This window comes from Actinokineospora enzanensis DSM 44649 (assembly GCF_000374445.1).
Taxonomy (GTDB): Bacteria; Actinomycetota; Actinomycetes; order Mycobacteriales; family Pseudonocardiaceae; genus Actinokineospora; species Actinokineospora enzanensis.
In genome coordinates this window covers 164,107-189,162 of record NZ_KB894412.1, presented here as the reverse complement: position 1 = coordinate 189,162, position 25,056 = coordinate 164,107, and the positions used below count along the sequence as shown (strand labels likewise).

Here is a 25,056-nt window from a genome sequence, read left to right as displayed (position 1 = left end):
CATTACCCACCGCTCCCAGGGGGATCCCCCACGGCCATTGTATCGCCCGGAGGCTGTAGTGGATCTTGTGACGGCTACTTGTCGATCTACCTGTGGATAACTTATGTCCCCCATGCGAGTGAACTTCGGCGGCCCCGGAGACGTTCGGACGTTGGAGTAATATTCCGCCTGGCTACGTCGAGCAAACCTCATGGCCAGTATTTGTCCAGCAACTATGCCGCCATCGCGCGGAAATCGCGCCCAGACGGCGGGAAGCGTTCCCCTGCTTGCGGGACAAGTCTTCCCTGTCCCGGCTGCTACGATATTGATCCTGCATTTCCGGGGAGGCGGCAATGGAACACGGAATCTGGCAGCCCGACGTATCCGCGTCGTTCGCGCGACGGTTGGGTATCCCGCCCACCGCGCCGGGCAGCGGTCGAGAGCCGGGCGAGACAGCCACCGGGGGCGAGAGCGCGTGTCCCGAGATCTGGGAACTGGACAACGGCGACGTCGCCGTGATCGGCCGCGACCTGACCGCCGACTACCGCTCCCGGCTGCCCATCGGGTCCAGCGTCGGCCCTGGTGAGCGGCTGGTCGTCCTGCCGCGCGGCATGGTCGTCGCGGCGAAGGCGGATATCCCCGATGTGTGACTTCCGCACCGCCGGGGAGCGCCTGCTCGGGCAGCCCTATCAGGACGATTTCGACGAGCATTTCTGGGAAATCGACAGTACGGGCTTCTGGAAGCTCGAACGTCGACAGGAATTCCGCGAGCCCGGCGACGACAGCTGGGTCGCGTTCACCGAGGGCCGCTGGGCGGATGCCCTCGCTCTGTTGGAGGAACGCCGGGCGAGCCTCGCGGCGCATTATCGGCGGATCGCCGAACGGGGGTTCGACACGCTGCGGGTCCGGGTCGTGGAACGACCGCTCAGTCCCTATCTGCGCTGGGAATTGCGCCTGTTGTTGCTGCGGCACGAGCTTGGCGGCCGCACCCGGATCGTGACCGCCGAGCAGGTCCGCGAGTTCGAGCCCGCAGGCCCGCTGCCGGAGCTGGTCACCCTTGGCGACCGAGTCATGTACGAGATCCTCTACGACGACGACGGTGTGCAGTACGGCGCCGTCCGATTCGCCGAGCAGGCCGCCATCGCGCGCGGTCGGGAGCTGATCCAGGGCCTCTACGCGGACGGCGAGGACGTGGACTCGTTCTTCCACCGTGAGGTCGCAGGTCTCGCGCTCGGATGCGGGTGATGCCACCCGGCGAGGACGACGAGGTCCCCAGGTCGGACGTGTCGGGCTCGGCCCACGAGGTGATCCAGGCCCGCGACATCCACGGCGGCGTCCACCTCTACGACGCGCGCACGCCCGACCGGCCGATCCCGCGCCAGCTGCCGGGCGACGTCAGCGGGTTCGTCAACCGCGTCGCCGAGCTGCGCAGGCTCGACGCCGTGCTCGCCGACCGGGCCAGCGTTGCCGGGCTCTACGTCATCACCGGGACTGCCGGGGTCGGTAAGACTTCCCTGGCGTTGCACTGGGCGCACAGCGTTCGTCGCCACTTTCCCGACGGACAGCTGTACGTGAACCTGCGCGGGTATGACCCGGGACCACCGGTCGGTCCGGAACAGGCACTGGAACAGTTTCTCCGCGCCCTGGGAGTTCCACCCGCGCGGGTGCCGACGGGGTTGCACGACCGTTCCGCCCTGTTCCGTTCATTGCTCGCGGACCGGCATGTGTTGGTGGTGCTCGACAACGCGGCGACCGTGTCCCAGGTACGTCCCTTGTTGCCGGGCAACGCGGAGTGCTTGGTGCTGGTGACGAGCAGGAGCCGGTTCTCCGCGCTCGTGGCGCGCGAGGGTGCGCACCGGCTGGCGCTGGACATGCTCACGGAGGAGGAGGCGGTCCGGCTTCTGCGGACTGTGACCGTCGGATATCGGGTGGGGGACGATGTCGCGGATCTGGCGGAACTCGCCCGGTTGTGCGCACGGTTGCCGTTGGCGTTGCGGATCGCGGCGGAACGGGCCTCCAGTCGTCCGTTGATGCGGTTGCGGGAACTCATCGACGACCTTCGGGACGAGTCGGCACTGTGGGACGCGCTGTCGGCTGACGAGGGCGATGAGGAGGACGCGGTCCGCTCGGTGTTCGCCTGGTCGTACCGGGCGTTGCCGGAGACGGCGGCGCGGTTGTTCCGGTTGCTCGGGTTGCATCCCGGCCCGGAGTTCGGTGTCGCGGCTGCGGCGGTCCTGGCCGGGATCGGGACCGCGCAGGCCCGACAGCTGCTGGACGTGCTGGTCGGGGCGCACGTGTTGGAACAGCACGCGCCCGGCCGGTTCCAGTTCCACGACCTGTTGCGGCACTACGCCGCCGATCAGGCCGCGCAGCATGAGGACGAGGAGAGTCGGCGGGCGGCGCTGTCCCGGATCCTCACCTGGTACACGCACTCGGCGGCATCGGCTGTTGCGCTTCTGGCGCCGTTGGACCGTCCGACGCCGTTGGGATCGTCCACTGTGATCCCGGCGGAGTTCACCGATCGGGATCAGGCGGCGGATTGGTACGAGACGGAGGTGGCGAATCTGGTTGCGGCAGTCCGGGTTGCCGCAACGAATGGCATGGACGCGATCGCCTGGCGCATTCCGGCGATCATGCGCAGTGTCCAGGTGATCCGGAACCCGTTCGAGCAGTGGTTCGAGGTGGCGGGGATCGGGCTGGAGGCGGCACTCCGGTCGGCGGATCTGCGCGGGCAGGCGGAAATGCTGGACAGCCTGGGGAAGGCGAACCTGCAATCGCATCGGCTCGACCGGGCCGAGGAATGCCATGTGCGGGCGTTGGGGGTGCGCCGGGAGATCGGGGACCGGTTCGGTGAGCTGGTCGCGATCAACGCACTCGGCCTGCTGGACTGGCGTCGCCGCAGACTGGTCGCGGCACGGGAGCGGTTCGTGACGGGGATGGGTGTCGTTGCCGAGCTGGGGGAGCGGCGTTGGGAGGCGTTGCTGCTGACGAATGTCGGTATCGCACATTACGAGCTTGCGGAACTGGGGGAGGCGCGCGAGGCATTGACGCGGGCGGTGGAGCTGTGTCGATTGGTCGGTGATCGCGCGTATGAGGGGAATGCGTTGGCGTATCTCGCGAAAGTCGAGCGGGAGTTGGGGGATCACGCGGCTGCGTTGGGGACTATCCGGTCTGCGTTGGCGATTGCCGAAGAGGACGGGATGGGCGCGTGGGAGGCATTTTGGTTGGTGGAACTGGGGAATGTGCAGCGGGCGCTGGGTATGGCCGGTGAGTCGCTGATCGCCTATCAGCATTCGGCGGTGGTGCAGCGCAACCTGGGCGACCGGGCGCGGGAGGCGGCGGCGCTGGATGGGACGGGAGAGGCGTATCGGGAACTGGAACGTCCGGAGGAGGCGGCCGAGTTCCACCGCCTGGCCATCGCGATATGCCGCGAGGTCGGCGACCGCTGGGCCTTGGCGAACGCGTTGGCCCACTTGGCTGAGGCGTTGGTGCTGGTCGAGGAGACCGCTCAGGCTGCGACGGCCCGCGCCGAGGCGATGCGCATCGCGACCGACTTCGACGATCCACGGGCGGCGGCACTGGTTCAGCGGTTGTGGGAGGCCTGATCAGTGGGGGTGCGCGGTTGGCTGGTCGGCGTTTGTCGCGCATGACCGGGGGCTGAGGGGGTTCATCCGGAGTCGGGGCTCGTCGTCCGGCTCGGCTTGCTGTAGCTGTTCGGCCGCAACGTTCCCCACCACATTACCCACCGCTCCCAAGGGGGATCCCCCACGGCCATTCTATCAGTCGGGGGCGGCAAAGGATCTTGGGAGACGGGTTGTGGATCTTGGCTGTGGATAGCTTTTGTCGCTGGAAAGGGTGAAAGTCGGGGTGGGTGATCAGTGGAGTAGGGCGGTGGCCAGGGCGGTCAGTTCGGGGGCGAGGGTGGGGCGGGAATTGACGCGGGGGGTGCGGGGCAGGTCGTTGATGATGGTGAGGGCGGCGTGGACTGTCACGCGGGCGGCGGGTTCGGTCAGGGTCGGGTTGACCTCGCGCAGGAGGCGGACCCATTCGGTGACGTAGCCGCGTTGCAGGGTTCGGAGCTCTCGGCCGTCGCGGTCCGGCAGGTTGGCCAGTTCGGTGGTGTAGACGGCGATCAGGTCGTCCGAGCGGAGCACCGTGTCCACATAGGAGCGGATCAGGCGGGCCAGGGCGTCGGCGGGCGTGGTGGCGGTGGCCAGGGAGTCCTCCAGGCCGAGGCGGAGGCGGTCGGCCATGCGGCGGGCCGCCGACAGCAGGATGTCCGACTTGGATGCGAAGTGGCGGTAGATGCTCGGGCCCGCGATGCCGGTGGCGGCGCCGATGTCCTCCATGCTGACCGCGTGGAAGCCGTGGGTGCGGAAGAGGCGGGTGGCGGCGGACAGGAGTTCCTCACGGCGCGTTGGTGGCGGGGTCGGGATTCGAGCCGGGGGTGTGTCGACCACGGGTAGGTGGGCGCGGACGACCGACTCGGCGAGGTTTGCCAGCAGGGTGGGGAAGTCGGGGGCGGTCGCGTGGTGGTCGCCGACGCTGCCGAAGACGCTGAGGGCGGCGAAGCAGATGACGTGGGACTGGCCCTCGGTGAGCTCCGGGCGCAGTTCGCGCAGGCCGGTCAGCCAGCGGGTGAGGAGCAGGCCGACGCGGCGGCGGATCTCCTTCTGGTCGCCGGGGTGCAGGTGTCTGCCCTGCCAACGCCACAGGGCGGTCAGCGTGCGTTGCTCGATGGACACCTCGGCGGCCGCGCGCAGCAGCGGGGCAAGACCGCGCTCGGGGTCGTCCTCGATGCCCTCGACCGCCGCGCTGACCCGTTCGGTGAGCTTGTCCACGCCGGTGAGCAGGACGTACCCGAGGACGTCCTGCTTGTTCTGGAAGTGCCGGTACAGCGCGGGGCCGGTGATGCCCGCCGCCGCCGCGATGTCGTTGACGCCCACCGCGTGGTAGCCGCGCCTGCCGAACAGGTCGGCGGCTGCCTCCGCCAGCCGCGCCTTGCGGTCGCGCGGGCGGCGTCGCACAGGGGCGCCACCGGTCACCTGGGCCTCCTGGGACGTGAGAGCTGAGTTACCACCGTAGGGCGGCCGTCCGACGTTGACAACCTGCTGATACCCGCGAGTATGTTAATGGCCATTAGCGTCAGCAGGAGAGGATCGGACGAGCGTGAGCACCGAGGCCTTCATCTACGAGGCGATCCGCACCCCGCGCGGTCGCGGCAAGCAGACCGGCGCGCTGCACGGGGTGAAACCGATCTCACTGGTCGTCGGCCTGCTCGACGAGCTGCGCCGCAGGCATCCCGGCCTGGACCCGGCCACCATCGACGACATCGTGCTCGGCGTCGTCTCCCCGGTCGGCGACCAGGGCTCGGTCATCGCGCGCAGTGCCGCCGTCGCGGCCGGGCTGCCGGACACGGTCGCGGGCGTGCAGCTCGACCGGTTCTGCGCGTCCGGGCTGGAGGCGGTCAACACCGCCGCCGAGAAGGTGCGCGCGGGCTGGAACCAGCTGATCGTCGCGGGTGGCGTCGAGTCCATGTCGCGGGTGCCGATGGGCTCCGACGGCGGCGCCTGGTTCAACGACCCCGAGACCAACTACGACACCTACTTCGTCCCGCAGGGCATCAGCGCCGACCTGATCGCCTCGATCGAGGGCTTCACCCGCGCCGACGTGGACGCCTACGCCGTCGAGTCGCAGCGCCGCGCGGCCGCCGCCTGGTCGGCGGGGTACTTCGCCAAGTCGGTGGTGCCGGTGCGCGACCGCAACGGCGTCGTGCTGCTCGACCACGACGAGCACATGCGTCCGGACTCGACGGTCGAGGGCCTGGGCAGGCTCAAGCCCTCGTTCGCCGCGATCGGCGACTTCGGCGGGTTCGACGCGGTCGCCCTGCAGCGCTACCACGCCGTGGAGCGGATCGACCACGTGCACACCGCCGCCAACTCCTCCGGCATCGTCGACGGCGCCGCGCTGGTGCTGGTGGGCACCGAGGCCGCCGGTGCCGCCGCCGGGCTCGCGCCGCGCGCCCGGGTCGTGTCGGCCGCGGTGACCGGCGCCGAGCCGACGATCATGCTCACCGGCCCCACCCCGGCCGCCAGGAAGGCGCTCGCGCTGGCCGGGCTCACCCCGGCGGACATCGACGTCTGGGAGCTGAACGAGGCGTTCGCCGCCGTGGTGCTCAAGTTCATGCGCGACCTGGACATCCCGGCCGACCGGATCAACGTCAACGGCGGCGCGATCGCCATGGGCCACCCGCTCGGCGCGACCGGCGCGATGATCCTGGGCACCGTGCTGGACGAGCTGGAGCGCCGGGACGCCCGCCGCGGCCTGGTCACCCTCTGCATCGGCGGCGGCATGGGCGTCGCGACCATCATCGAGCGAGTCTGAGGACGGCATGACCGACAACATGATCGCCTGGGCGGCGGACGCCGACGGGATCGTCACGCTCACGATGGACGACCCGGGCCAGGGCGCCAACACCATGAACGAGCTGTTCCGCGACTCGCTCGCCGCGACGGTCGACCGGCTGGAGGCCGAGGTCGACGGCGTCACCGGCGTCGTCGTCACCTCCGCCAAGAAGACCTTCTTCGCGGGCGGCGACCTCAACCAGCTCGTCCGGGCCCGCCCCGAGGACGCCGCCGATATGACCGCGTCGGTGGACCGGATGAAGGGCCACCTGCGCCGCCTCGAACGGCTCGGCCGCCCGGTCGTGGCCGCGATCAACGGCGCCGCGCTCGGCGGCGGCTACGAGATCGCGCTGGCCACGCACCACCGGATCGCGTTGGACGTCAAGGGCGGCGAGATCGGCCTGCCGGAGGTGACGCTCGGTCTGCTGCCCGGCGCGGGCGGGATCACCCGGACCGTGCGCCTGCTGGGCATCCAGGGCGCACTGCTCAACGTGCTGCTGCAGGGCCAGCGACACAAGCCCGCCAAGGCGCTGGAACTCGGCTTGGTCGACGAGCTGGTGTCGACGCCCGAGGAGCTGCTGGCCGCCGCGAAGGCGTGGATCCGGGCGAACCCGGACGCCGGGCAGCCGTGGGACGCCGACGGGTACAAGATTCCCGGTGGCTCGCCGTCGAACCCGAAGTTCGCCGCCAACCTGCCCGCGTTCCCGGCGAACCTGCGCAAGCAGCTCAAGGGCGCGCCGATGCGGGCGCCGCGCAACATCCTCGCCGCCGCGGTCGAGGGCGCGCAGGTCGACTTCGACACCGCGACCAAGGTGGAGACCCAGTACTTCGTGGACGTCGCGACCGGTCAGATCGCGAAGAACATGACGAAGGCCTTCTTCTTCGACATGCAGGCCATCACCAAGGGCAACAGCCGTCCCGCGGACCAGCCGAAGCACACGGTCCGGCGGGTCGCGGTGCTCGGCGCGGGCATGATGGGCGCGGGCATCGCCTACTCCGGCGCGCGGGCGGGCATCGACGTCGTGCTCAAGGACGTCACGGTCGAGGCCGCCGAGAAGGGCAAGGCGTACTCGGCGAGGATCCTGGACAAGGCCGTCGACCGGGGCAGGATCACCCGGGAGAAGGCGGACGAGGTGCTCGCGCGGATCACGCCGACCGCGACCGCTGCCGACGTCGCGGGTGTGGACCTGGTGGTGGAGGCGGTGTTCGAGAGCCCGGAGCTGAAGAAGAAGGTGTTCGCCGAGATCGAGGACCTGGTCGCGCCGGATGCGCTGCTCGGCTCCAACACCTCGACGCTGCCGATCACCGGCCTGGCCGACGGGGTGAAGCGGCAGGAGGACTTCATCGGCCTGCACTTCTTCTCCCCGGTCGACAAGATGCCGCTGCTGGAGATCGTGGTCGGCGCGAAGACCGGCGAGGCGGCGCTGGCCAAGGCGTTCGACTTCGCGCTGCAGATCAGGAAGACGCCGATCGTGGTGAACGACAGCCGCGGGTTCTTCACCAGCCGGGTCATCGGGACGTTCATCAATGAGGCGGTCGCCATGATCGGCGAGGGCGTCGCGGCGCCGTCGATCGAACAGGCGGGATCGCAGGCCGGGTACCCGGCGCCGCCGTTGCAGCTGCTGGACGAGCTGACCTTCACGTTGCCGCGCAGGATCCGAGACGAGAGCCGGGCCGCGGTCGAGGCGGCGGGCGGCACCTGGCCCGCGCACCCGGCCGACGGCGTGCTGGAGCGGATGATCGACGAGTTCGACCGCAAGGGCCGCGCCGCCGGCGCCGGGTTCTACGAGTACGACGAGGACGGCAAACGGGCCGGGCTGTGGCCGGGGCTGCGCGAGCACTTCGGCACCGGCACGGCCACGCTCCCGTTCGCGGACATGCAGGAGCGCATGCTGTTCGCCGAGGCGTTGGAGACCGTGAAGTGCTTCGACGAGGGCGTACTGCGCACGGTGCCGGACGCCAACGTCGGCTCGCTCCTCGGCATCGGCTTCCCGCCGTGGACCGGTGGTGTCGTGCAGTACATGCACGGATATCCGGGCGGGCTCAAGGGTTTCGTGGCCCGCGCCGAGGAGCTGGCCGAGCGGTACGGTGACCGGTTCCGCCCGCCCGCGTCGCTGGTCGCCAAGGCGGCGAGCGGGGAGGACTTCGCGTAGGTCTGTTGCGCCAGGGTGCGAGCAGTTCCACGGCGAGGTTCGGTCACGACGATGTTCGGCGTCGGTACGGCGTTGGGTGCGTCGACCCACGGGCGGTTACGGCCGACGCGAAAAGCGTGCCGTGCTCGTGTATTCCGCGCGGGCGGACAGCTGGTCGGGTTACCGGGCGTCCGGCGGATCCGGACGGTGGACTGAACGCCGCGCGCGGCCACGCGTTTGACCGCTGGCTTCGCCGTCGGCGGCGGTGCTCTACTGGTCGGATGCCCGGCGACTCCCTGCTCACCATGCTCAACGCGGCGGCGGTCGCGGTGGCGCACGCGGACCTGCGGTCCTGCTGTGCCTCCCTGCGCTGGGCCACCGAGGTGCTCGCGCAGCGGCCGTTCGCGAGCCTGACCGAGGTGGAGGAGGTGTCCGCGGCGGTGCTGGCCACTCTGGACTGGTCGGACGTGCTCGACGCGCTGGCTGATCTGCCCGGGGTGTCCGCGGCAGGCGGCGACCTCGCCCGTGGCGACGCCATCTACCGGGAGCGGTTCGGGCACGGGTTCGTGGTGTGCGCGAGCGGGATGTCCGCCGGGGCGGTGCTTTCCGCGCTGCGCAGGCGGCTGGGGCACGACCGCGCCACCGAGCGCGCGGTGGTCCGGGCGGAGCTGGCGCGGATCGTCGCCCGGCGGTTGCGGCGGCTGGCCTCGCGGTGATTGGCCGCACGGTGTACGTAATTCGCCCGTAATAACCGAGAGTAGACACCGGATCGGCAAGAATAACCCGAATGGACGATGGGGGTCATCAGTAATCTGGGCGGCAACCACCCCGACACCCAGGTGCCCTCCGTGACCGATTTCCTGTACCGCCCGCCCGAACGCGTGACCGCCACCCACGTCGGTGGCGACCGCGTTCGGGCGGGTGCGCGCTGTTTCGGTCCACCCGGGGAACGGTTACCCACACGTTCCCCATAAGCGTCAGACCTCACCCAATCGGCGTAGGAAAGAATGACACAACTTAGTCCATTGGGGTGGCGCTTGGTACTCGATCGGGTGCAAAGTGGTACCTCCTCGGTAGTGCCCCCGGGTACCGCCATGTTGATCGCAGACGAGCGCACCGACGAAGGACGGTCTGGCGTGGACCGCGCTGAGCTGGCCGAGCACTGGGCCGCCGCGTTGACCAAGGTGGTCGCGGTGCCGCGAACCCGCGAGCGGGTGGCGGCCGAGCTGCGCGACCTGCTCGACGCCGCGGTGGCCTGCCTGGCCGGACCCGCGCCTGCGCACCGGATCGGGCACCGGCTGGTCGAGCTCGGCTACGACCGCCCCGAGTGCGTGCAGGTCTGCGTGGACGTGCTCGCCTCCGGCCTGCCCGGACTGGCCGAAGTGGACGATCCGGCGCTGGCCGCCGCGGTGCTGGTCGACCTGGCCGCCGGGGTCGCCGAGGCCACCGCGCGCAGGCAGTTCGGCGACCCGACCGAGCAGGCGGCCGCGGACACCGGGCGGGCCAGCGATGCCTGGCTGCGTCGGTTCTTCGCCGACTCCGCCTGGGGGATGGCGATCTCCGGCGTCGACGGCGTGATCGTGCGCGCCAACCGGGCGATGGAGGAGATGCTCGGCCACCGCGTCGGCTCGCTCACCGGCACCCGCCTCGAAGACCTGTTCCACCCACAGGAGCGCGACTACCTCAACGACCGCTACGCCGAGCTCGCCCGCGGCCAGGCGGAGCGGTTCGACGAGCACACCCGGTTCGTGCGGGCCGACGCGGAGACCGCGTGGGTGCGGCTGGAGGTCTCCTTCGGCACCCGCGAGGGCAGGCCGGGCCACCTGACGATGCTCGCCGACAACTCCGACCTGCACCTGCTGGAGGACCGGCTCAGCCATCAGGGCACGCACGACCGGTTGACCGGTTTGCCGAACCGGCAGGCGTTCGTGGGTCGGTTGGAGGCGGCGCTGGGCGCGGGCCGTGACGTGTCGGTGTTCCATCTGGGGCTGGACGACTTCGCGGTGGTCAACGACGGCGTGGGCCGCGCGGCGGGCGATCACCTGTTGCGTGAGGTGGCGCGGCGGCTGGCCGAGTCGGTCGAGGACCGCGACGGGATCGTGGCGCGGTTGTCCGGTGACGAGTTCGGGGTGTTGGTCGAGCACGGCCCGCACGGTCTGGACGTGGGCACGCTGGCGGCGGAGTTCAACGCGGTGCTGGCCGAGCCGACCTATGTGGACGGTGAGGGGATCGCGGCGACGGCGACGATCGCGGTGGTGGACCTGCCCACGGCCGACTCGGACCCGAACGAGCTGTTGCGGGCCACCGATATCGCCATGCGCACCCGTAAGCACCAGGGGCGCAGGCAGTGGACGTTGGTCGACCCGGAGCAGAACGAGCGCTACCGCGAGCATTATCGGTTGGCCGCGGGTGTGCCGGGCGCGTGGGAGAACGGCGAGCTGGACGTCGACCTGTGGCCGGTGGTGTCGTTGGCCGACGGGGCGCGGGTGGCCACGCAGGCGTTGCTGCGGTGGGAGCACCCCAAGCACGGAACCCTGGACCACGTGCGCTGCGCGGAGATCATGCGCCACACGGGCCTCGGTGTACCGGTCGGGCACTGGGTGCTCGAACACGCCGCCGAACTGGCCGCGCGTGAAGGATCGGCCTTATATCTGGAACTGACGCCCGAACAGGCCGCCGACCCGGACCTGATCGCCGCGGTGCACCGGGTGCTGCGCGCGACCGGACTCGAAGGCGAACACTTGGAGCTGGGCATGCCGGTGCAGGCGTTGGACTCGCCGGACAGTCCGGCGGCGGACAACCTCGGCGTGCTCGTCGACCTGGGTGTGCGGTCGGTGCTGACCGGCTTCGGCCGTGGCCGTGGTGATCTGGCCTGTCTGGAGGACCTGCAGATCAACACTGTGCGGGTGTCCGAGCACGTGGTCGCCCGGCTGGCGAACCCGGACCCGACCTCGCTCTACGCCCGCGCCACGCTCGGGTTGATCCCGTTGGTTCGCGAGGTCGGCATCTCGGTCCTGGTCACCGGTCTCACCACCGAGACCCAGGCCCGCTGGTGGCGGGACGCGGGCGCCGACCTCGGTTCCGGCCCGCTGTACTGATCGTTGGCGGATCGGCCGAGAAGAAGTCGGTGAGACCGTCGACCCCGTTCCCGGGACCCCGCTCGGCATCGTTCGTGACTCGGTGAGCCATGCGCGATGCCGTCGCGGGGCCTGCTGACGGAGTGACCCGGTCTGGCCGGTGCCGCGTGGATCGTGCTCGGTCAGGCCGCGACCATGCCGAGGGCCAGCGCGCCCGCGCTGGTGAGGGTGGCGGCGGCGAGCTGGCCGAAGCGGCCGTGTTCGGCGGTGATCAGGCCGTCATGGGTGAGCAGGTGCGCGGTGAACTGGTCGCAGCAGGGCACACCGTCGATGTACAGGTCGGGCTCGCGGCTGCTGGCCAGCTGCGCCCTCCCCTCGGCGACCGCGCGCAGCATGGCGCGGGCACGGTGGCTCAGCTCGGACTGTTCGGCAGGCTCACTCGGAGTCGACATGGCGGTTGCCCCCTGGCGTAGTTCACTGGTCGTCACGTTCACCGGTCGTCACGGAAGGATGCGCGAGACCCTCGTTGGGTTCCATCGAATCGCCCCCCGTCCCCGTTAATCACGTGACCGTATCGTGAGACAGGAGCGCGCAGGTCCCGATCGGGATACCTGCCGTCACCCGGGTGGACCACCGGTCGTCACCCGGTGGTCGCCGTGCTCGGTCATCCGGGATTCGACACCGTGGCATCCGGTGATTGGTGGCAGGTCAGCTGGACGCGCGATGCACCAGTTCGGTGGGCAGCAGGACCGAGGCGGGCAGGTTCTGCTCGCCCGCCAACTGGGCCAGCAGCCGGGCCGTGGTGGTGCGGCCGAGCTCCTCGACGTCCTGGCGGATCGTGGTGAGCTGGGGGACGGCGGTGGTGGCCAGCACCGAGTCGTCGAAGCCGACCAGGGCGACGTCCTCGGGCACCCGCCTGCCCTGCTCGGCGAGCGTGCGCAGGGCGCCGACGGCGATGATGTCGGCGGCGGCGAACACCGCGTCCAGGTCCGGGTGGGCGGCCAGCAGCTCGGCCATCGCGGCGGCGCCGCCCTCGATGCTGAAGTCGGAGTGCGCCACCAGGTCGGTGCCGTGGCCCGCCTCGTCCATCCCGCGCCGCCAGCCGACCAGCCGGTCGATGCCCACGGCCATGTCCGCCGGGCCCGCGATGGTGGCGATCCGGCCGCGTCCGGCGGCGACCAGGTGGCGGGCGGCGGTGAGGCCGCCGGTCATGTTGTCCGAGTCGACGTAGGGCACCGGCACGTCGGCCAGCGGCCTGCCGACGAGCACCGCGGGCAGCCCGGCGTCCAGCAGTCGGCCGGGCAGCGGGTCGCGGCCGTGCAGGCTGACCACGATGGCGCCGTCCACGTGGCCCGCGCACAGGTAGTCGGCGAGCGTGCTGTCGTCGCGGGCCTGGTCCATCAGCAGCACCAGCTGCCTGCGGCTGCCCGCCATGCCCGCGTAGACGCCGCGCAGGATGTTGGCGAAGAACGGGTCACCGAAGACGCGGTCGCCGTGCTCGGAGACCACCAGCGCGATCGAGTTGGTCCGCCGCGTCACCAGGTTGCGCGCCGCCTGGTTGGGCACGTACCGCAGCTCCGCGATGGCCCGGTCGACCGCCACCTTGGCGCGTTTGCTGACCCCCGGCAGGTTGTTGATCACCCGGGAGACCGTGGAGCGCGACACCCCAGCGGCGCGCGCGACCTCCTCCAGCGTGGGTGCCCCCGTCGGCCGCATCGTCGCTCCCCTCGCCGGGTGTCTACTGTGGACTAGCGGTGGTGTCGGTCCGGCGGGCCGGACAGCCCGAACAGGATCCGCTGCATCACGTCGTCGCCGTCGTCGGGCAGCGGGTCCCGCTGCGCCTCGATCGCCGCCGCCGGGGAGGGCCTGCGCTGCCGCCGCGGCAACGGCACCGCGGACGCGTTCATGCCCCCGGGCAGCGGCAGGCTCGCCCACAGGAGGTAACGACCGACCCCCAACTCGGTGACGCCCATCCGTGGACCATCGGGCACCGCTGGCACCCGGACGACCCGCGGGGTCTCGATCTCGATGAACAGCTCGCCCCCGGTGAGCCGCACCCGCGCGTTGAACACCCCCGGCTGCTTGCCGTCGACCGCGCCGACCACCGCCTCGGCCAGCCGTCTGCCCGCCTCCGCCGCGGCATCCCGCAGGCCACGCAGCTTCCACTCGGTCAACGAGAACCGCACGAACATCTCGGTGCACCCGACAGCCGTCGGCAGGGCGACCAGCTGCAGGTCGTCCATCTGTTCGGTCCGGTTGTTCATGGGCACGTCCTTCCGGTCCCCGCGCGCGTGCGCAGATGGTGCCACGTCACCCGGTAGTAGTGGCACCCCAGGTCTTCCCACTTACTTTCTGTACACGGCAACCGGGATGTTCGTCACCCACCGATAGGTGTAACCGTCACCCCATAGGGTGTAATAACACGGTGCGAGCGATGCGCGACGATCTCACGGCGCTGAATGCCGACTTCACGGTGTGGGCCGACGGCGCGTCGATCGCGCTGATCCCGGAAAGCGCAGGTGGCACGGTCGCGGGCAGTGCGCAGCCGCGCAACGGCTCCAGCTGACGACCGCGCGGAGCCGGATCGGTCGGTCCGGCTGGAGCAACAACCGGAAACGGATGCGCCTGCGGTTGGCCGTGCCGAACTTCGAACCAGGGGACGCCGCGCAGCTGGGCCGCATTCTCTGCGGGCTGACGCGCGCACCCGACGCATTCCAGACCATGAGCCGGGTCGTGGGCATCCCGTTGGCCACGGCGGGGGATCGCGTCTACACGATCTCGAAGGTCACCCCGACCGGCTTCGATTTCACCGCCGACGATTCCCCGGGGTCCAGGACGCGGTCGCGCAGTAGCTCCTCGAACCCCGGAAAAGGGGAAGTGCTCCCCCGCCGAGGTGGCGGGGGAGCACTTCCGGTTCCGGAGCTGTCGGTCCGGCGGTCGGCCTACTTGAGGCCGGTGTCCACGGCCGTCATGAGGGTGCCGGGGTCACCCGACATCTCCCAGGCCATGGCCCCGAGGAGGCCCTTGGACTTGATCCAGGCGGTCTTCTGCTGGATCGACCACGGGTCGTCGAAGGTCCACCACTGGCCGTTGTTGCCGGTGTAGCAGAAGGTGGCGACGATGGCCGTGTTGTGCTGGATCGGGCAGTTGGGCACGCTCGCCAGCAGGTTGCTGTAGCCCCGGGTGCCCGCTTCCTCCGCGAACTGGCCCGGTGCCGCGCCGTTGGCCTGCTGCCAGGCGCCCTTCTTGCCGCCGTCCACGACCTGCTGCCAGCCGCGGCCGTAGAAGGCGAGGCCGAGGGTCAGCTTGCGCGGGTTGGCGCCGCGGTCGGTGTAGGCCTTGATGGCGGCCTCGACGCTGAACTTGTTGTTGTAGGGGTCCTCCGGGTCGGTGTACAGGTTGCCCTGGTGACCGGTCATCTTCGGTTCCCACGAGTTGTCGCTGCCGGAGCCGTGGAAGTCGTAGCCCTGCACGTTCGCGACGTCGAGGTAGTCGAAGATCTTCGGGATGTCCCAGCCCGCCTGCACCTTGCCGGGGTCGGCGGGGGTGAAGGCGTGCAGCTCGTAGCGCTTGCCGGTGGTCTTGCTCTTGGCGTCGAGCTGCTCGCGGAACTCCTTCATCAGGGCGAGCAGGTTGGCCTTGTCGTTGACCGACCAGTGGTTGCCCGGGTGGCCGTCACCGCTGCCCGGCCACTCCCAGTCGATGTCGAGGCCGTCGAAGATGCCCGCCGCGGTGCCCGGACCGCCCGCGCCGCCGTAGGCCTTGATGTTGCCGTCGATGTAGGCGTCGATGCACGAGGCGACGAACTTCTTGCGCGAGGCGTCGGTGGCGGCCACGTCGGAGAAGTACTTCGAGTACGTCCAGCCGCCGATCGACATCAGGATCTTCAGGTTCGGGTACTTGACCTTGAGCTTCTTGAGCTGGTTGAAGTTGCCGCGCAGCGTCTCCCAGCCGGTGTCGCCGACGCCGTCGACGGACTGGCTCGCCGACATCGGCCGCGAGTAGTCCGCCTCGGAGTCGCCCGCGCCGTCGCCCTGGTTCGGGTCCTCCGGGTCCGCGGTGGTGCTCTTGGTGACGCCGGTGAGGCAGGTCAGGTTGGTCGGGTCGATGTTGCTGAACGCGTAGAGGATGTGCGTCAGCTTCGCCGCGGCACCGGTGGTCACCAGGTTCTTGACGAAGAACTGGCGGCCGTAGATGCCCCACTGCACGAAGTAGCCGACCCGCGCGTAGCCTGCGACGATGTCGGTGGTCTTGACCGAGATCGGGGCGCTCTGCGCGGAGGCGTTGTCGTAACCGTCGCGGGCACGCACGGTGAAGCTGTACGTGGAGGACGGGGCCAGGCCGGTGACCTTCGCCGTGGTGGTGGTGACCGTGGTGGCCAGCTCACCGTTGCGGTAGACGTCGTAGGCGACGACGCCGGTGTTGTCCGTGGACGCAGTCCAGGCGAGGGTGACGCTGCCCGAGTCGGCCGCGGTGGAGCGCAGGCCCGCGGGCACGGTGGGTGCCTGGGTGTCGTCGGACGGGTTGTTGGTGGTCACCGACAGCGGTGCGCTCTCCGCCGAGGCCAGGCCGTTGGTGTCCTTGGCCTTGACGGTGAACTTGTAGGCGGTGGCCGGGGTCAGGTCGCTGATCGACGCGGTGGGGTCGACCACCGTCTTGACCAGCTTGCCGTCCTGGTAGAGGTCGTAGTCCTTGATGGGCAGCGAGCCCATCCCGGCCGGGTCCCAGGCCAGCGTGATGGTCTTGGTCGTCTTCACCGTCGCGCGCAGGTTCGCCGGGGCAGCGGGCGGTGTGTCGGGGGTGCCATCGCAGTTGGCGTTGTCGACCCGGCACTTGGCCGGGGTGGCCGAGCCGCTGAGCCGGAACGACGGGTTGTACGGGTAGGTGGAGCGACCCGGCTGGAGGGTGTTGATGTAGTACTCCGGGCTCAGCGTGACCCGGGTGCCGGTCTGGCTGACCTTCGAGTTGGCGTTCGCCGTGGCGGTGACGCCCGCGGGCAGCTCGAAGGTGACGGCCCAGCCGGTCACCGCGCTGCTGCCGTTGTTGACGACCGTGTACTCCCCGGTCGTGCCGGTCATAACGAGCGTCGCGCGGAGAGCGCCCGCCGCCGAGGCCGGTTCTTGGAGCGTGATCAGGGCGGAGGTGGCCAGCAGGAGGCTCACCGCCGCGGTGGACAAGCGACGAAGGGTGCGTCTCATGGCGTTGGCTCCAGGGTTGAGCGGAATGCCGTGTGGTCTAGACCACAATGAATCTAGCGGGTGGATCGGTTTAGGTCTAGACCAATACGCGTCTCGGAAATCACCAGTTGATCGGGGTCGGAACGGTGTCCGGGATGCGTGGAATCAGGGGCGGTTGGCTCGCCAGGGTTGTTTGTAGACCGTCGAGACGCTGGGCCGGAGTGGGAATTCACAGAATTCCGGCGGGGGTATTCGGCGCGAAAAAGAGTACATTTCGGGCGAATTATCGGTCACGCTCCGTGCTGGACCTCTCCCGGCCTTGGCCACCGGTTCACCCACCGGCTTGTCCGGACGCCGAGCCGGCCGGAAACGACCAGGAACTGTCATCTCCACGGCGGGCCCGGCGCAGTACGGTGTAAGCGCAGACGCGTCGACGGGGAAACACGGGGAAACGGAGTGCCGCGGTGACTGGTCCGTCCGATACCGAGGTCGAGCTGCCGCCCTACCGGGCGGTGCTGGTCGTGGACACCGAGCGGTACGGCTCGAACCCGGACCTGGCCCAGCAGGTGCTCGCCCAGGCCGTGCCGGACGTGCTCGGCCTCGCCTTCGCCCGCTGCGGCCTCGGCCACGTCTGGGAGGGCAGGCTGTTCCCGCAGGACACCGGCGACGGCGTCGGCATCGGGTTCGACACCAAGTACCTGCCCGGGGTCATCGGCAGGCTGTTCCCTGCACTGCAGGAGGTGCTCGCCGAGCGCGACGTCCGGCTCCGCGAGCGCGACCGCGGCCTGCGGCTGCGCCTGCGCGGCGCACTGCACGTCGGCCCGGTCCTGATGCCCGGCGGCGGCCGCGCGCTGGTCAACACCCACCGGCTGCTGGAGGCCGACGTCCTGCGCGGCGCGCTGAGGCGCTCCGACCCCGACCGCACCTTCTTCGCCGTCCTGCTGTCCGGCCGGGTCTACGACGACGTGGTCGACTCCGGCTACGTCCGGCTGAACGTGGCGCCGACGGACGTCCGGGTCAAGGAGCTGTCCACCAAGGCCTATCTGCACGTGCCGGTCATGAGCGGCGACCTCGTCGGCTCCGGGCTGGTCGCCGCGGGCGCGGAGATCGTGGGCGAGGAAGGTGCCGCGGGCGCCGACCTGCGGCAGCGGGTCCCCGCGGCGGGGGATGTGCACAACGTGATGAACGGAGTGCACACCGGGACGGCGATCCAGGTCGGCCACCTGCACGGCGGCCTGCACAATAACTGATTTCTCCCGCCGCCCGCCCCCACTTCCCCGCCCGGCATCGTTCCCGGCTTGGTGGGCGCACGTTCATCGGATAGCGCCACCATCGCCACGGATCAGGCAATGGCGTCGACTTTGTCCGTTTTGCCGTTATACCTTCGCAGTCTTCGTCCCGAAGTCTCGATGGTGAGAAATTCCCTGGGGGACAAGGGAATTCGTTTCGGGTACCGCTGTTCGGCCTAATCGAGAAATCCTCGCCTACTTCCCGAAACGTCCGTCCGCACGGCGCGATGTAAGCCACGCCGGCGTGGTCGGCCATGGAACTTCGGTCGAGGACGGTTCATGGGATTCCTTCGCCCCCGCCGGGCGCGCGTCGCACTGGCGGTTCTGCTGTCGTTCCTGGTGGTGACGCTCGGCTTACCCGGGCTGGCCGCCGGGGTCACCCCCGCCTTCGTGCAGAAGGCCAGTGCGCGGGCGGTCGCCACCAGCAAGGCGGTGACCCTGCCCAACGCGGTCGTCGCCGGTAACCGGATCGTCGTGCAGGTCGGGATCTGGAGCAGCGGCCACGCCACCGCCAAGACCGTCAAGGACGCGGCGAACAACACCTACACCAAGCTCACCGCAGTCGTCGCGGCCGACGGTACCGAGCTGAGCGTGTGGAGCGCGCCGGTCGTCAACGGCGGCGGCACCAAGCCCGCCATCACCGTGACCCCGACCGCCAAGGCCGACATCGGTGTCGGCGTCACCGAGTACTCCGGCCTGGCCACCGCGGCCGACGCCACCGTGGTCGACCAGCAGGCGCAGGCCACCGGCACCACCACGGTCGCGGGCGTGGTCAGCTCCGGGGCGACGCCCGCCACCACCGCGGGCAACGGCCTGGCGATCGGCTTCTACGCCGACTCCGGGTTCGGCCAGACCCTGGCGGCGGGCAGCGGGTTCACCGAGCGGGTCAACGTCTCGCCCACCTCGGACATGGAGTTCGTCTCCGCGGACCGGCCGGTCGGCATCGGCGAGCAGCCCAACGCGGGCGTGTCCACCGGGCCGGGCGTGCCCTGGCTGATGGCCACCGTCGTCTTCAAGGCCGCGGACAGCACCGGCGGCGGCACCAACGGCCCCACCGCGCCCGGCGCGCCGACCTCCGTGGTCGCCCAGGCCGGGAACGGGACCGTCACGCTGAGCTGGACCGCGCCGCCCAACGGCGGCAGCGCCATCGTCTCGTACACGATCACCCCGTACGCGGCGGGCGTCGCGCAGGCGCCCATCGTGCTCAGCGGCTCGACGCCGACCACCCAGGTCCCCGGCCTGACCAACGGCACCTCGTACACCTTCACCGTGGCCGCGACCAACGCGGTCGGCACCAGCGCCGCCTCGGCGCCGTCCAACGCCGTCACCCCCAGCGCGGCCCCGCAGGGCCAGTGGGCGCCCGCGATGAACTGGCCGTTCGTCGCCGTGCACATGATCGCGCTGAACAACGGCAAGTACATCCTGTGGGACGGCTGGCACCAGCCCGAGCCGACCTACCTGTGGGACCCGGTGGCCAACACCTTCACCACGATCACCGCCCCGGACAGCATCTTCTGCGCCGCCAACGCGCACCTGCCCGACGGCCGCGTGCTCGTGGTCGGCGGCTACGGCGTGGTCTCCACCGGCGAGCTGGGCATCAAGGACACCACGATCTTCGACCCGGCCACCAACGCGTGGAGCCGGGTCGCGGACATGCACTACCCGCGCTGGTACCCGAGCATCACCGAGCTGCCCGACGGCCGGTACGTGACCATCAGCGGCAACACCGCCGACGCCTACACCTGGGCCGAGCACCCCGAGGTCTACGACCCGGGCAACAACACCTGGACCGTGCTGTCCAATGTGAACACCTCGCAGATCCACGAGGTGGAGTACCCGTTCGCCTACCTCGCCCCCAACGGCAAGGTGTTCACCATGGGGCCGTCCGAGGACGTCTCCTACTGGCTGGACGTGGACAACCAGACCTGGACCCCGGTCGGCGCCAGCGGCGTGGTCAACGGATCGTCCACCATGTACCGGCCGGGCAAGATCCTCTACAGCGGCGGGTCGACCACCGTCTCCGACGGCGCGCCCGCGATGGCCAACACCGCGGTCATCGACCTCACCGCGCCCACACCCGCCTGGCGGCGGACCGCGTCGATGAACATCGCGCGCGACTTCCACACGCTGACCACCATGGCCGACGGCAAGGTGCTGGCCGTGGGCGGCGCGCCGTCCAGCGACCAGGGCAAGCTCAACACCAACATCCTCACCGCGGAGATCTGGGACCCGGCCACCGAGCAGTGGTCCACCGCGGCGTCGATGGCGGTGCCGCGCCAGTACCACCAGACCGCGCTGCTCATGCCGGACGGCCGGGTGCTGGTCGCGGGCGGCGGCCACCACATCAGCGCCACCGTGCCCGGCCAGCTCTCCGCGCAGATCTACTCCCCGCCGTACCTGTCCAACGGCCCGCGCCCGACGATCACCGGCGCGCCCGCGTCCACCGCGTACGCGCAGACGATCTCGGTGTCCACTCCGGACGCGGCGAACATCAGCGCGGTCAACCTGGTGTCCATGGGCGCCGACACCCACCAGAGCGACATGGACCAGCGGTTCGTGCCGTTGCAGTACACCAAGGGCGCGGGCAAGCTCGACATCCAGACGCCCGCCGGGGCGACCCTGGCCCCGCCCGGCGACTACATGCTGTTCCTGGTGAACGACGCCGGGGTGCCGTCGGTGGCGAAAACCGTGCGGATCCTGCCGTCCATCACCGCGCCGTCCGCGCCCTCGGGCGTGGCCGCGGTGGCGGGCAACGGCTCGGCCACGGTCAGCTGGTCGGCGCCCGGGGACGGCGGCAGCCCGATCATCGGGTACACCGTCACCCCGTACGCGGGTGCCGCCGCGCTCGCCCCGATCGCCGTGACCGGCACGTCCACGCAGGTCACCGGGCTGACCAACGGCACCGCGTACACGTTCCGGGTCACCGCCGCCAACGCCATCGGCACCAGCGGACCGTCCGGACCGTCCAACGCGGTCACCCCGTCGGCGACGCCGATCCCGGGCTATGTGCAGCAGGTCTCCGGCCGCGGCCCCGGCGGCGAACGAGCCGTCACCACGCCCTCGGCCGTCCAGGTCGGTGACCGGATGGTGGTCCAGGTGGGCGTCTGGAACACCTCGGGCGCGCGGGCGACCGGCGTCCGCGACTCCGCTGGCAACGTGTACACCAAGGTGGCCGCCGTGGTCGCCTCGGACAACACCGAACAGAGCGTGTGGACGGCACCGGTCACCGCCGGTGGTGGCACGAAGCTGACTATCACCGCCTCTGCGTCGTCGTCGGCCGACATCGGTGTCGGCGCGGTCGAGTACTCGGGACTGTCGTTGGCCTCCGGCACAGGCGCGGTGGACCAGGTGGTGTCCGCGGTCGGCAGCGGGGCCCTGGCGAGCTCCGGGCAGACCGCCGCCACCACGGCCGCCGACGAGCTGGCCGTCGGCCTGTACGTCGACTCCGGCTTCAGCCGACCGCTCACCGCGGGCACCGGCTACACGGCTCGGCTGAACTCCTCGCCCGCCGGGGACATGGAGATGCTGATCGAGGACCAGCCCGCGGCCCTCGGCACCCGTCCGAACGCGACGGTCAACACCAAGGCCAGCACGCCCTGGATGATGACCACCGTCGTGTTCCGGCACGGCTGATGACCACCCCGACCGATCCCACCCCGGGCACCCTCACCCCGGGCACCCCGGTCGTGGTCACCGAGGTCATCGAGCGCGTGGAACCGTCCGGGGCCGCCCGGTCGTCGGCGGCGCGGCGACCGGGTGTCCGGATCGGGGTCGGGGTGGCGGTGGTGGCCGCCGTGGCCGCCCAGGTGTGGTTGTTCGGCGGGTCCGGCGACGGCCCGGCCGACGCGGTGGCGGGCTACTTCCAGGCCGCCATCGACGAGGACTGCCCGACCGCGTTCGGCCTGCTCACCGCGCCCGTGGTGGGCAGCTATGGGACGGTGGACGGGCTGTGCGCGCGGGCCAAGGCCGACTCTCTGCTGTCCTTCCAGGTCGGGGACACCACGACCACGCCGGAGGGCGCGCGGGTAACGGTGACCCTGGTTCGGCCGAATCTCACCCTGGTGGACGCCGTGACCATGGTGCGGGTCGGTGACGACTGGAAGATCTCCTCGTTCGAGGTCATCTCCTCCGACCGCGGCCACGGACGCCCGTAATCACCCTGTCGCACGACCTGCCTCCGCTCGAAAGCCCCGGACCGGTCGCCCGGGGACGTCTCGACCAGATTGCCCGGCGGGCGGGGTGCCGGGGAGGGGGCAGTGGATGCCTGTGGATGGATCGCGAGGGTTGTGGATGGATCGCACCGTGAGTCGGGCGGGTCTGGCCCCGTTGCTGGGTGTCGGGCTGGTCGCCGCGGGTGTCCTCGCGGTCGGTATCACCGCCGCCGCGCCGCCGCCGTTGCCCGGGTTGCCGGACGCGGGGCCGTTCGTGCGGGCCGCGTTGCCCGGGGTTCGCACGGTCAGCGAGATCGCGGCCGTCTTGGTCGTGGGCGCGCTGTTGGCCGCGTCCGTGTTGATCCCGGTCGGTTCCGACCGCAAGACCGCGGTGCGGTTCGCTGGTCGCGCGGCCGGGTGGTGGGCAGTGCTATCGGCGGCGATGGTCGTACTGACCGTTTCCGACGCGTTAGGACAACCGCTGTCGGGTGTGTTGTCCGTGCTCGCGCCCATGGTGGGCCGGTTCTCGGTGGCGTTGGCGTGGTTGGTCGTGGCCAACATCGCCGCGTTGGTGTGGATCGGCACGCGCATGGATGTGCGACCGGTCATCCTGCTGGCGGCGACCCTGGTCGGTATCGCGCCGGTAGCGCTGACAGGACACTCGTCGTCCGGTGGTGACCACGACATCGCCAGCGACAGCCTGGCGCTGCATGTGGTCGCGATGTCCGTGTGGATCGGCGGGTTGGTGGCTCTCCTACTGATCGCCCGCCGCCGATACGCGGTCAGTGCTGCCGTTCGTTACTCGGCGATAGCGCTGGCCTGTTGGTCGACAATGTTCGTGACCGGTGTGGTCAACGCGTCGTTGCGACTGTCCTTGACCGAGTTGTTTACCCGCTACGGGGTGCTCGTTCTTGCCAAGACGGCCGCGATCATCCTGTTGGGAGTCTTCGGCTACCTGCACAGGCAGCACACACTGGCCCGACTTGCACGAGGCGAGCCGCGCGCCTTCCTGAGGTTGGGCTCCGTCGAGGTCCTGGTCATGCTTCTCACGGTCGGCATCGCTGTCGGCCTGAGCCGCACACCCGCCCCTGTCGGTCCACGAACCCGTCTGTCGGCGACCGAGGTGCTTGTCGGGTTCCCCCTGCCGCACCCGCCGAGCCTGTCCCAGGTGCTGTCGGACTGGCGACCGGACCTGGTTTTCGGCACTGCGGCAGTGGCGGCAGCCGGTTGGTACCTCTACCGATTGAACCGCCGCACCGATCCGTGGCCGATAGAGCGCACTGCGGCGTGGCTGGTCGGTTGCGCCCTGCTGTTCGTGGCTACCTGTTCCGGTCTGGGCAAGTACGAACCTGCGGTGTTCAGTGCCCACATCGGCGTGCAGCTGCTCGTCGGACTCCTCGTGCCGCTCCTGCTCGCGCGAGGCAAGCCGCTTGCGCTCGCGGGACCGTTGGCGATCTGGGTTCCTCGGCCCGATGTGGCTGCCTATGCCGCAGCGGTGATCCCCGTTGTCCTGTACGGGTTCGGTATCTACGGCGGTATTGCCGGACAGCACTGGGCGCGCCTGGTCGTGCTGGGCAGTTCACTTATCGCCGGACTCGCGTTGTTCGCGCGTACCAGCCGGACACCGGTAGTGACAGTGGCACTCGCGCACGGCCTGTGCGGGCTTGTGTTGCTGTGCCGCGAAACCGCGTTGGGACGCGGGTTCTATACCCGGCTCGCGTTCGACTGGCCGCACGACCTGCTGGCGGACCAGGTGTATGCCGGGTGGCTGATGATGGCCACGTCCGCCGCACTCGCCTGCTATGCGGTCCTGTCGACCCGGCGGGCCGAGCGCGTCCCGGTGGAACCGCTGGTCAGGGCGCCCGCGCGCACCAGCCCGTAAAGTGCCACCGACCCGACCGCGACCAACGCGACCAGCGCCACCACGGATGCCACGGCGACAGCGGCGGGCGGCTGCAGCGGCGAGACCCCGGTGATCGACTCGACACCGACCACCACGATGAGCGCCGAGTAGGCGACAATGCCCGCCCACAACAGCCGCATACGGTCACGTTCGGCCCACCGCGTGCGATCGAGCAACCACGCGAGCACGGGCAGTACGAGGATCGCGTGCATCGCCACCGCGTGCAACGGCTTGAGCGCTCCCGCCGTTGTATACGCGAGCTGCGGATCCCCACTGCGCGCCTGGGCCACCCCGCTCGCGATCATCGCGGCACCAGTCCCCAGGGCGACTATCAACGCGACCATCCCGAACCGCACCGCCACTCGCATAGTCGGTGAGGCGGCGCGCGCGCCAGTGATGGCAGAGATCGTGAAGAGAACGGCTGTCAGGACCAGGACTCCGCCCCCGGCTGCGAGCGCCATGGACACTCCGCTGTCGAACGGCGTCTCGAAGTTGAAATGCGATGGCACCCCGCGCCAGGCCTGCAAGCTGACCAGCACGACCTCCATGACGCTCGCGCCGCCGAAGAGGCTCAGCAGCAGCGTCCGGCCCTTGACCGTGACGAACGACGTCGCCCAGGCGACCGTGGCCAGGGTGAGCCCGAACGAGAGGCCGAACGTGGCGGGCTTGCGAAAGGAGAGCGGGCCGAGCCAGGACCCGCCGGTCACCAACAGGATGACGACGTGAGCCAACCCGCTCGCGAACAGCACACCTCCGACGATGAAGGCCGCGCGTTCCACTGGCCTCGCCTGCTGCCACCTCATGTCCGTAAGTGTCACCCGAACGGCCTGAGAGTGCGTTCAGATCTGTCGGCCCGCGACAGGACTACCTATTGCGGTAGTGGAAACGACCTTCCGCCGACGGCCAGCGCTTGATCGACATCCGGATGACCCCCAACCACCAAA

18 protein-coding genes are annotated in these 25,056 nt (G+C 70.1%); 12 read left to right on the top strand and 6 right to left on the bottom strand.

Features of this window, described 5'->3' with window-relative positions; all coding sequences use genetic code 11:
* Positions 1 to 332 precede the first annotated feature (332 nt).
* From C503_RS0114775 to C503_RS0114765, 3 genes are read left to right on the top strand one after another with little or no spacing between them, the layout of a single operon-like run.
* Positions 333 to 629, top strand: coding sequence for a hypothetical protein (locus tag C503_RS0114775; RefSeq protein WP_018682991.1), 297 nt, complete (start codon positions 333 to 335; stop codon positions 627 to 629).
* The gene (locus tag C503_RS0114770) at positions 622 to 1,224 is read left to right on the top strand and encodes a DUF6879 family protein (RefSeq protein WP_018682990.1); all 603 of its coding nucleotides are present in this window, start codon (positions 622 to 624) and stop codon (positions 1,222 to 1,224) included. Before C503_RS0114775 ends, C503_RS0114770 begins: the two co-directional genes overlap by 8 nt.
* Positions 1,224 to 3,584, top strand: coding sequence for an ATP-binding protein (locus C503_RS0114765; RefSeq protein WP_156893221.1), 2,361 nt, complete (start codon positions 1,224 to 1,226; stop codon positions 3,582 to 3,584). Before C503_RS0114770 ends, C503_RS0114765 begins: the two co-directional genes overlap by 1 nt.
* 270 nt (positions 3,585 to 3,854) lie before the next feature.
* On the opposite strand, the gene C503_RS0114760 is transcribed toward C503_RS0114765, so the two are convergent.
* Positions 3,855 to 5,024, bottom strand: coding sequence for a TetR/AcrR family transcriptional regulator (locus tag C503_RS0114760; protein ID WP_018682988.1), 1,170 nt, complete (start codon positions 5,022 to 5,024; stop codon positions 3,855 to 3,857).
* Between the two features lie 124 nt (positions 5,025 to 5,148).
* Here C503_RS0114760 and C503_RS0114755 point away from each other — a divergent pair, with 124 nt between their 5' ends.
* The 4 genes from C503_RS0114755 (at position 5,149) to C503_RS39405 (ending at position 11,613) form a co-directional block, all read left to right on the top strand.
* The gene (locus tag C503_RS0114755; protein WP_018682987.1) at positions 5,149 to 6,363 is read left to right on the top strand and encodes an acetyl-CoA C-acetyltransferase; all 1,215 of its coding nucleotides are present in this window, start codon (positions 5,149 to 5,151) and stop codon (positions 6,361 to 6,363) included.
* Positions 6,364 to 6,370: 7 nt separating this feature from the next.
* Positions 6,371 to 8,536, top strand: a complete 2,166-nt coding sequence (locus C503_RS0114750; protein WP_018682986.1) for a 3-hydroxyacyl-CoA dehydrogenase NAD-binding domain-containing protein — start codon at positions 6,371 to 6,373, stop codon at positions 8,534 to 8,536.
* A gap of 260 nt (positions 8,537 to 8,796) precedes the next feature.
* Positions 8,797 to 9,231, top strand: a complete 435-nt coding sequence (locus C503_RS0114745) for a 2-oxo-4-hydroxy-4-carboxy-5-ureidoimidazoline decarboxylase (RefSeq protein ID WP_018682985.1) — start codon at positions 8,797 to 8,799, stop codon at positions 9,229 to 9,231.
* Positions 9,232 to 9,651: 420 nt separating this feature from the next.
* Positions 9,652 to 11,613: an EAL domain-containing protein gene (locus tag C503_RS39405; RefSeq protein ID WP_156893220.1), complete on the top strand. Its 1,962-nt coding sequence runs from the start codon at positions 9,652 to 9,654 to the stop codon at positions 11,611 to 11,613.
* A 161-nt stretch (positions 11,614 to 11,774) separates the two neighbouring features.
* On the opposite strand, the gene C503_RS0114735 is transcribed toward C503_RS39405, so the two are convergent.
* From C503_RS0114735 to C503_RS0114725, 3 genes are all read right to left on the bottom strand, one after another.
* Complete coding sequence (locus C503_RS0114735) at positions 11,775 to 12,044, bottom strand: hypothetical protein (protein ID WP_033400611.1); 270 nt, start codon at positions 12,042 to 12,044, stop codon at positions 11,775 to 11,777.
* A gap of 256 nt (positions 12,045 to 12,300) precedes the next feature.
* Entirely contained in the window at positions 12,301 to 13,308 is a 1,008-nt protein-coding gene (locus C503_RS0114730; protein WP_018682982.1) for a LacI family DNA-binding transcriptional regulator, read from the bottom strand.
* 32 nt (positions 13,309 to 13,340) lie between these two features.
* A complete protein-coding gene (locus tag C503_RS0114725) occupies positions 13,341 to 13,856 on the bottom strand; it encodes a hypothetical protein (RefSeq protein ID WP_018682981.1) in 516 nt (171 codons plus the stop codon).
* Between the two features lie 170 nt (positions 13,857 to 14,026).
* Here C503_RS0114725 and C503_RS48495 point away from each other — a divergent pair, with 170 nt between their 5' ends.
* Positions 14,027 to 14,158 carry a hypothetical protein gene (locus C503_RS48495; RefSeq protein WP_018682980.1) on the top strand — a complete coding sequence of 44 codons (132 nt, stop codon included), beginning with the start codon at positions 14,027 to 14,029 and terminating at the stop codon, positions 14,156 to 14,158.
* Between the two features lie 376 nt (positions 14,159 to 14,534).
* On the opposite strand, the gene C503_RS0114715 is transcribed toward C503_RS48495, so the two are convergent.
* Positions 14,535 to 16,790: a glycosyl hydrolase family 18 protein gene (locus C503_RS0114715; protein ID WP_084477122.1), complete on the bottom strand. Its 2,256-nt coding sequence runs from the start codon at positions 16,788 to 16,790 to the stop codon at positions 14,535 to 14,537.
* A 443-nt stretch (positions 16,791 to 17,233) separates the two neighbouring features.
* On the opposite strand from C503_RS0114715, the gene C503_RS0114710 reads away from it, so the two are divergent.
* The 4 genes from C503_RS0114710 to C503_RS0114695 all read left to right on the top strand — a co-directional run bounded on the left by C503_RS0114710 (position 17,234) and on the right by C503_RS0114695 (position 24,091).
* The gene (locus C503_RS0114710; protein WP_018682978.1) at positions 17,234 to 18,019 is read left to right on the top strand and encodes a hypothetical protein; all 786 of its coding nucleotides are present in this window, start codon (positions 17,234 to 17,236) and stop codon (positions 18,017 to 18,019) included.
* Between the two features lie 318 nt (positions 18,020 to 18,337).
* Positions 18,338 to 21,691, top strand: coding sequence for a fibronectin type III domain-containing protein (locus tag C503_RS43300; protein WP_018682977.1), 3,354 nt, complete (start codon positions 18,338 to 18,340; stop codon positions 21,689 to 21,691).
* On the top strand, positions 21,691 to 22,212 hold the full coding sequence (locus C503_RS0114700; RefSeq protein WP_018682976.1) for a hypothetical protein: 522 nt from the start codon (positions 21,691 to 21,693) through the stop codon (positions 22,210 to 22,212). Before C503_RS43300 ends, C503_RS0114700 begins: the two co-directional genes overlap by 1 nt.
* 136 nt (positions 22,213 to 22,348) lie before the next feature.
* Positions 22,349 to 24,091: a cytochrome c oxidase assembly protein gene (locus C503_RS0114695; protein WP_018682975.1), complete on the top strand. Its 1,743-nt coding sequence runs from the start codon at positions 22,349 to 22,351 to the stop codon at positions 24,089 to 24,091.
* Here the strand turns inward: C503_RS0114695 and C503_RS39395 are convergent.
* Complete coding sequence (locus C503_RS39395) at positions 24,010 to 24,915, bottom strand: hypothetical protein (protein ID WP_018682974.1); 906 nt, start codon at positions 24,913 to 24,915, stop codon at positions 24,010 to 24,012. The two genes, C503_RS0114695 and C503_RS39395, sit on opposite strands and share 82 nt — an antisense overlap.
* Positions 24,916 to 25,056: the final 141 nt, after the last annotated feature.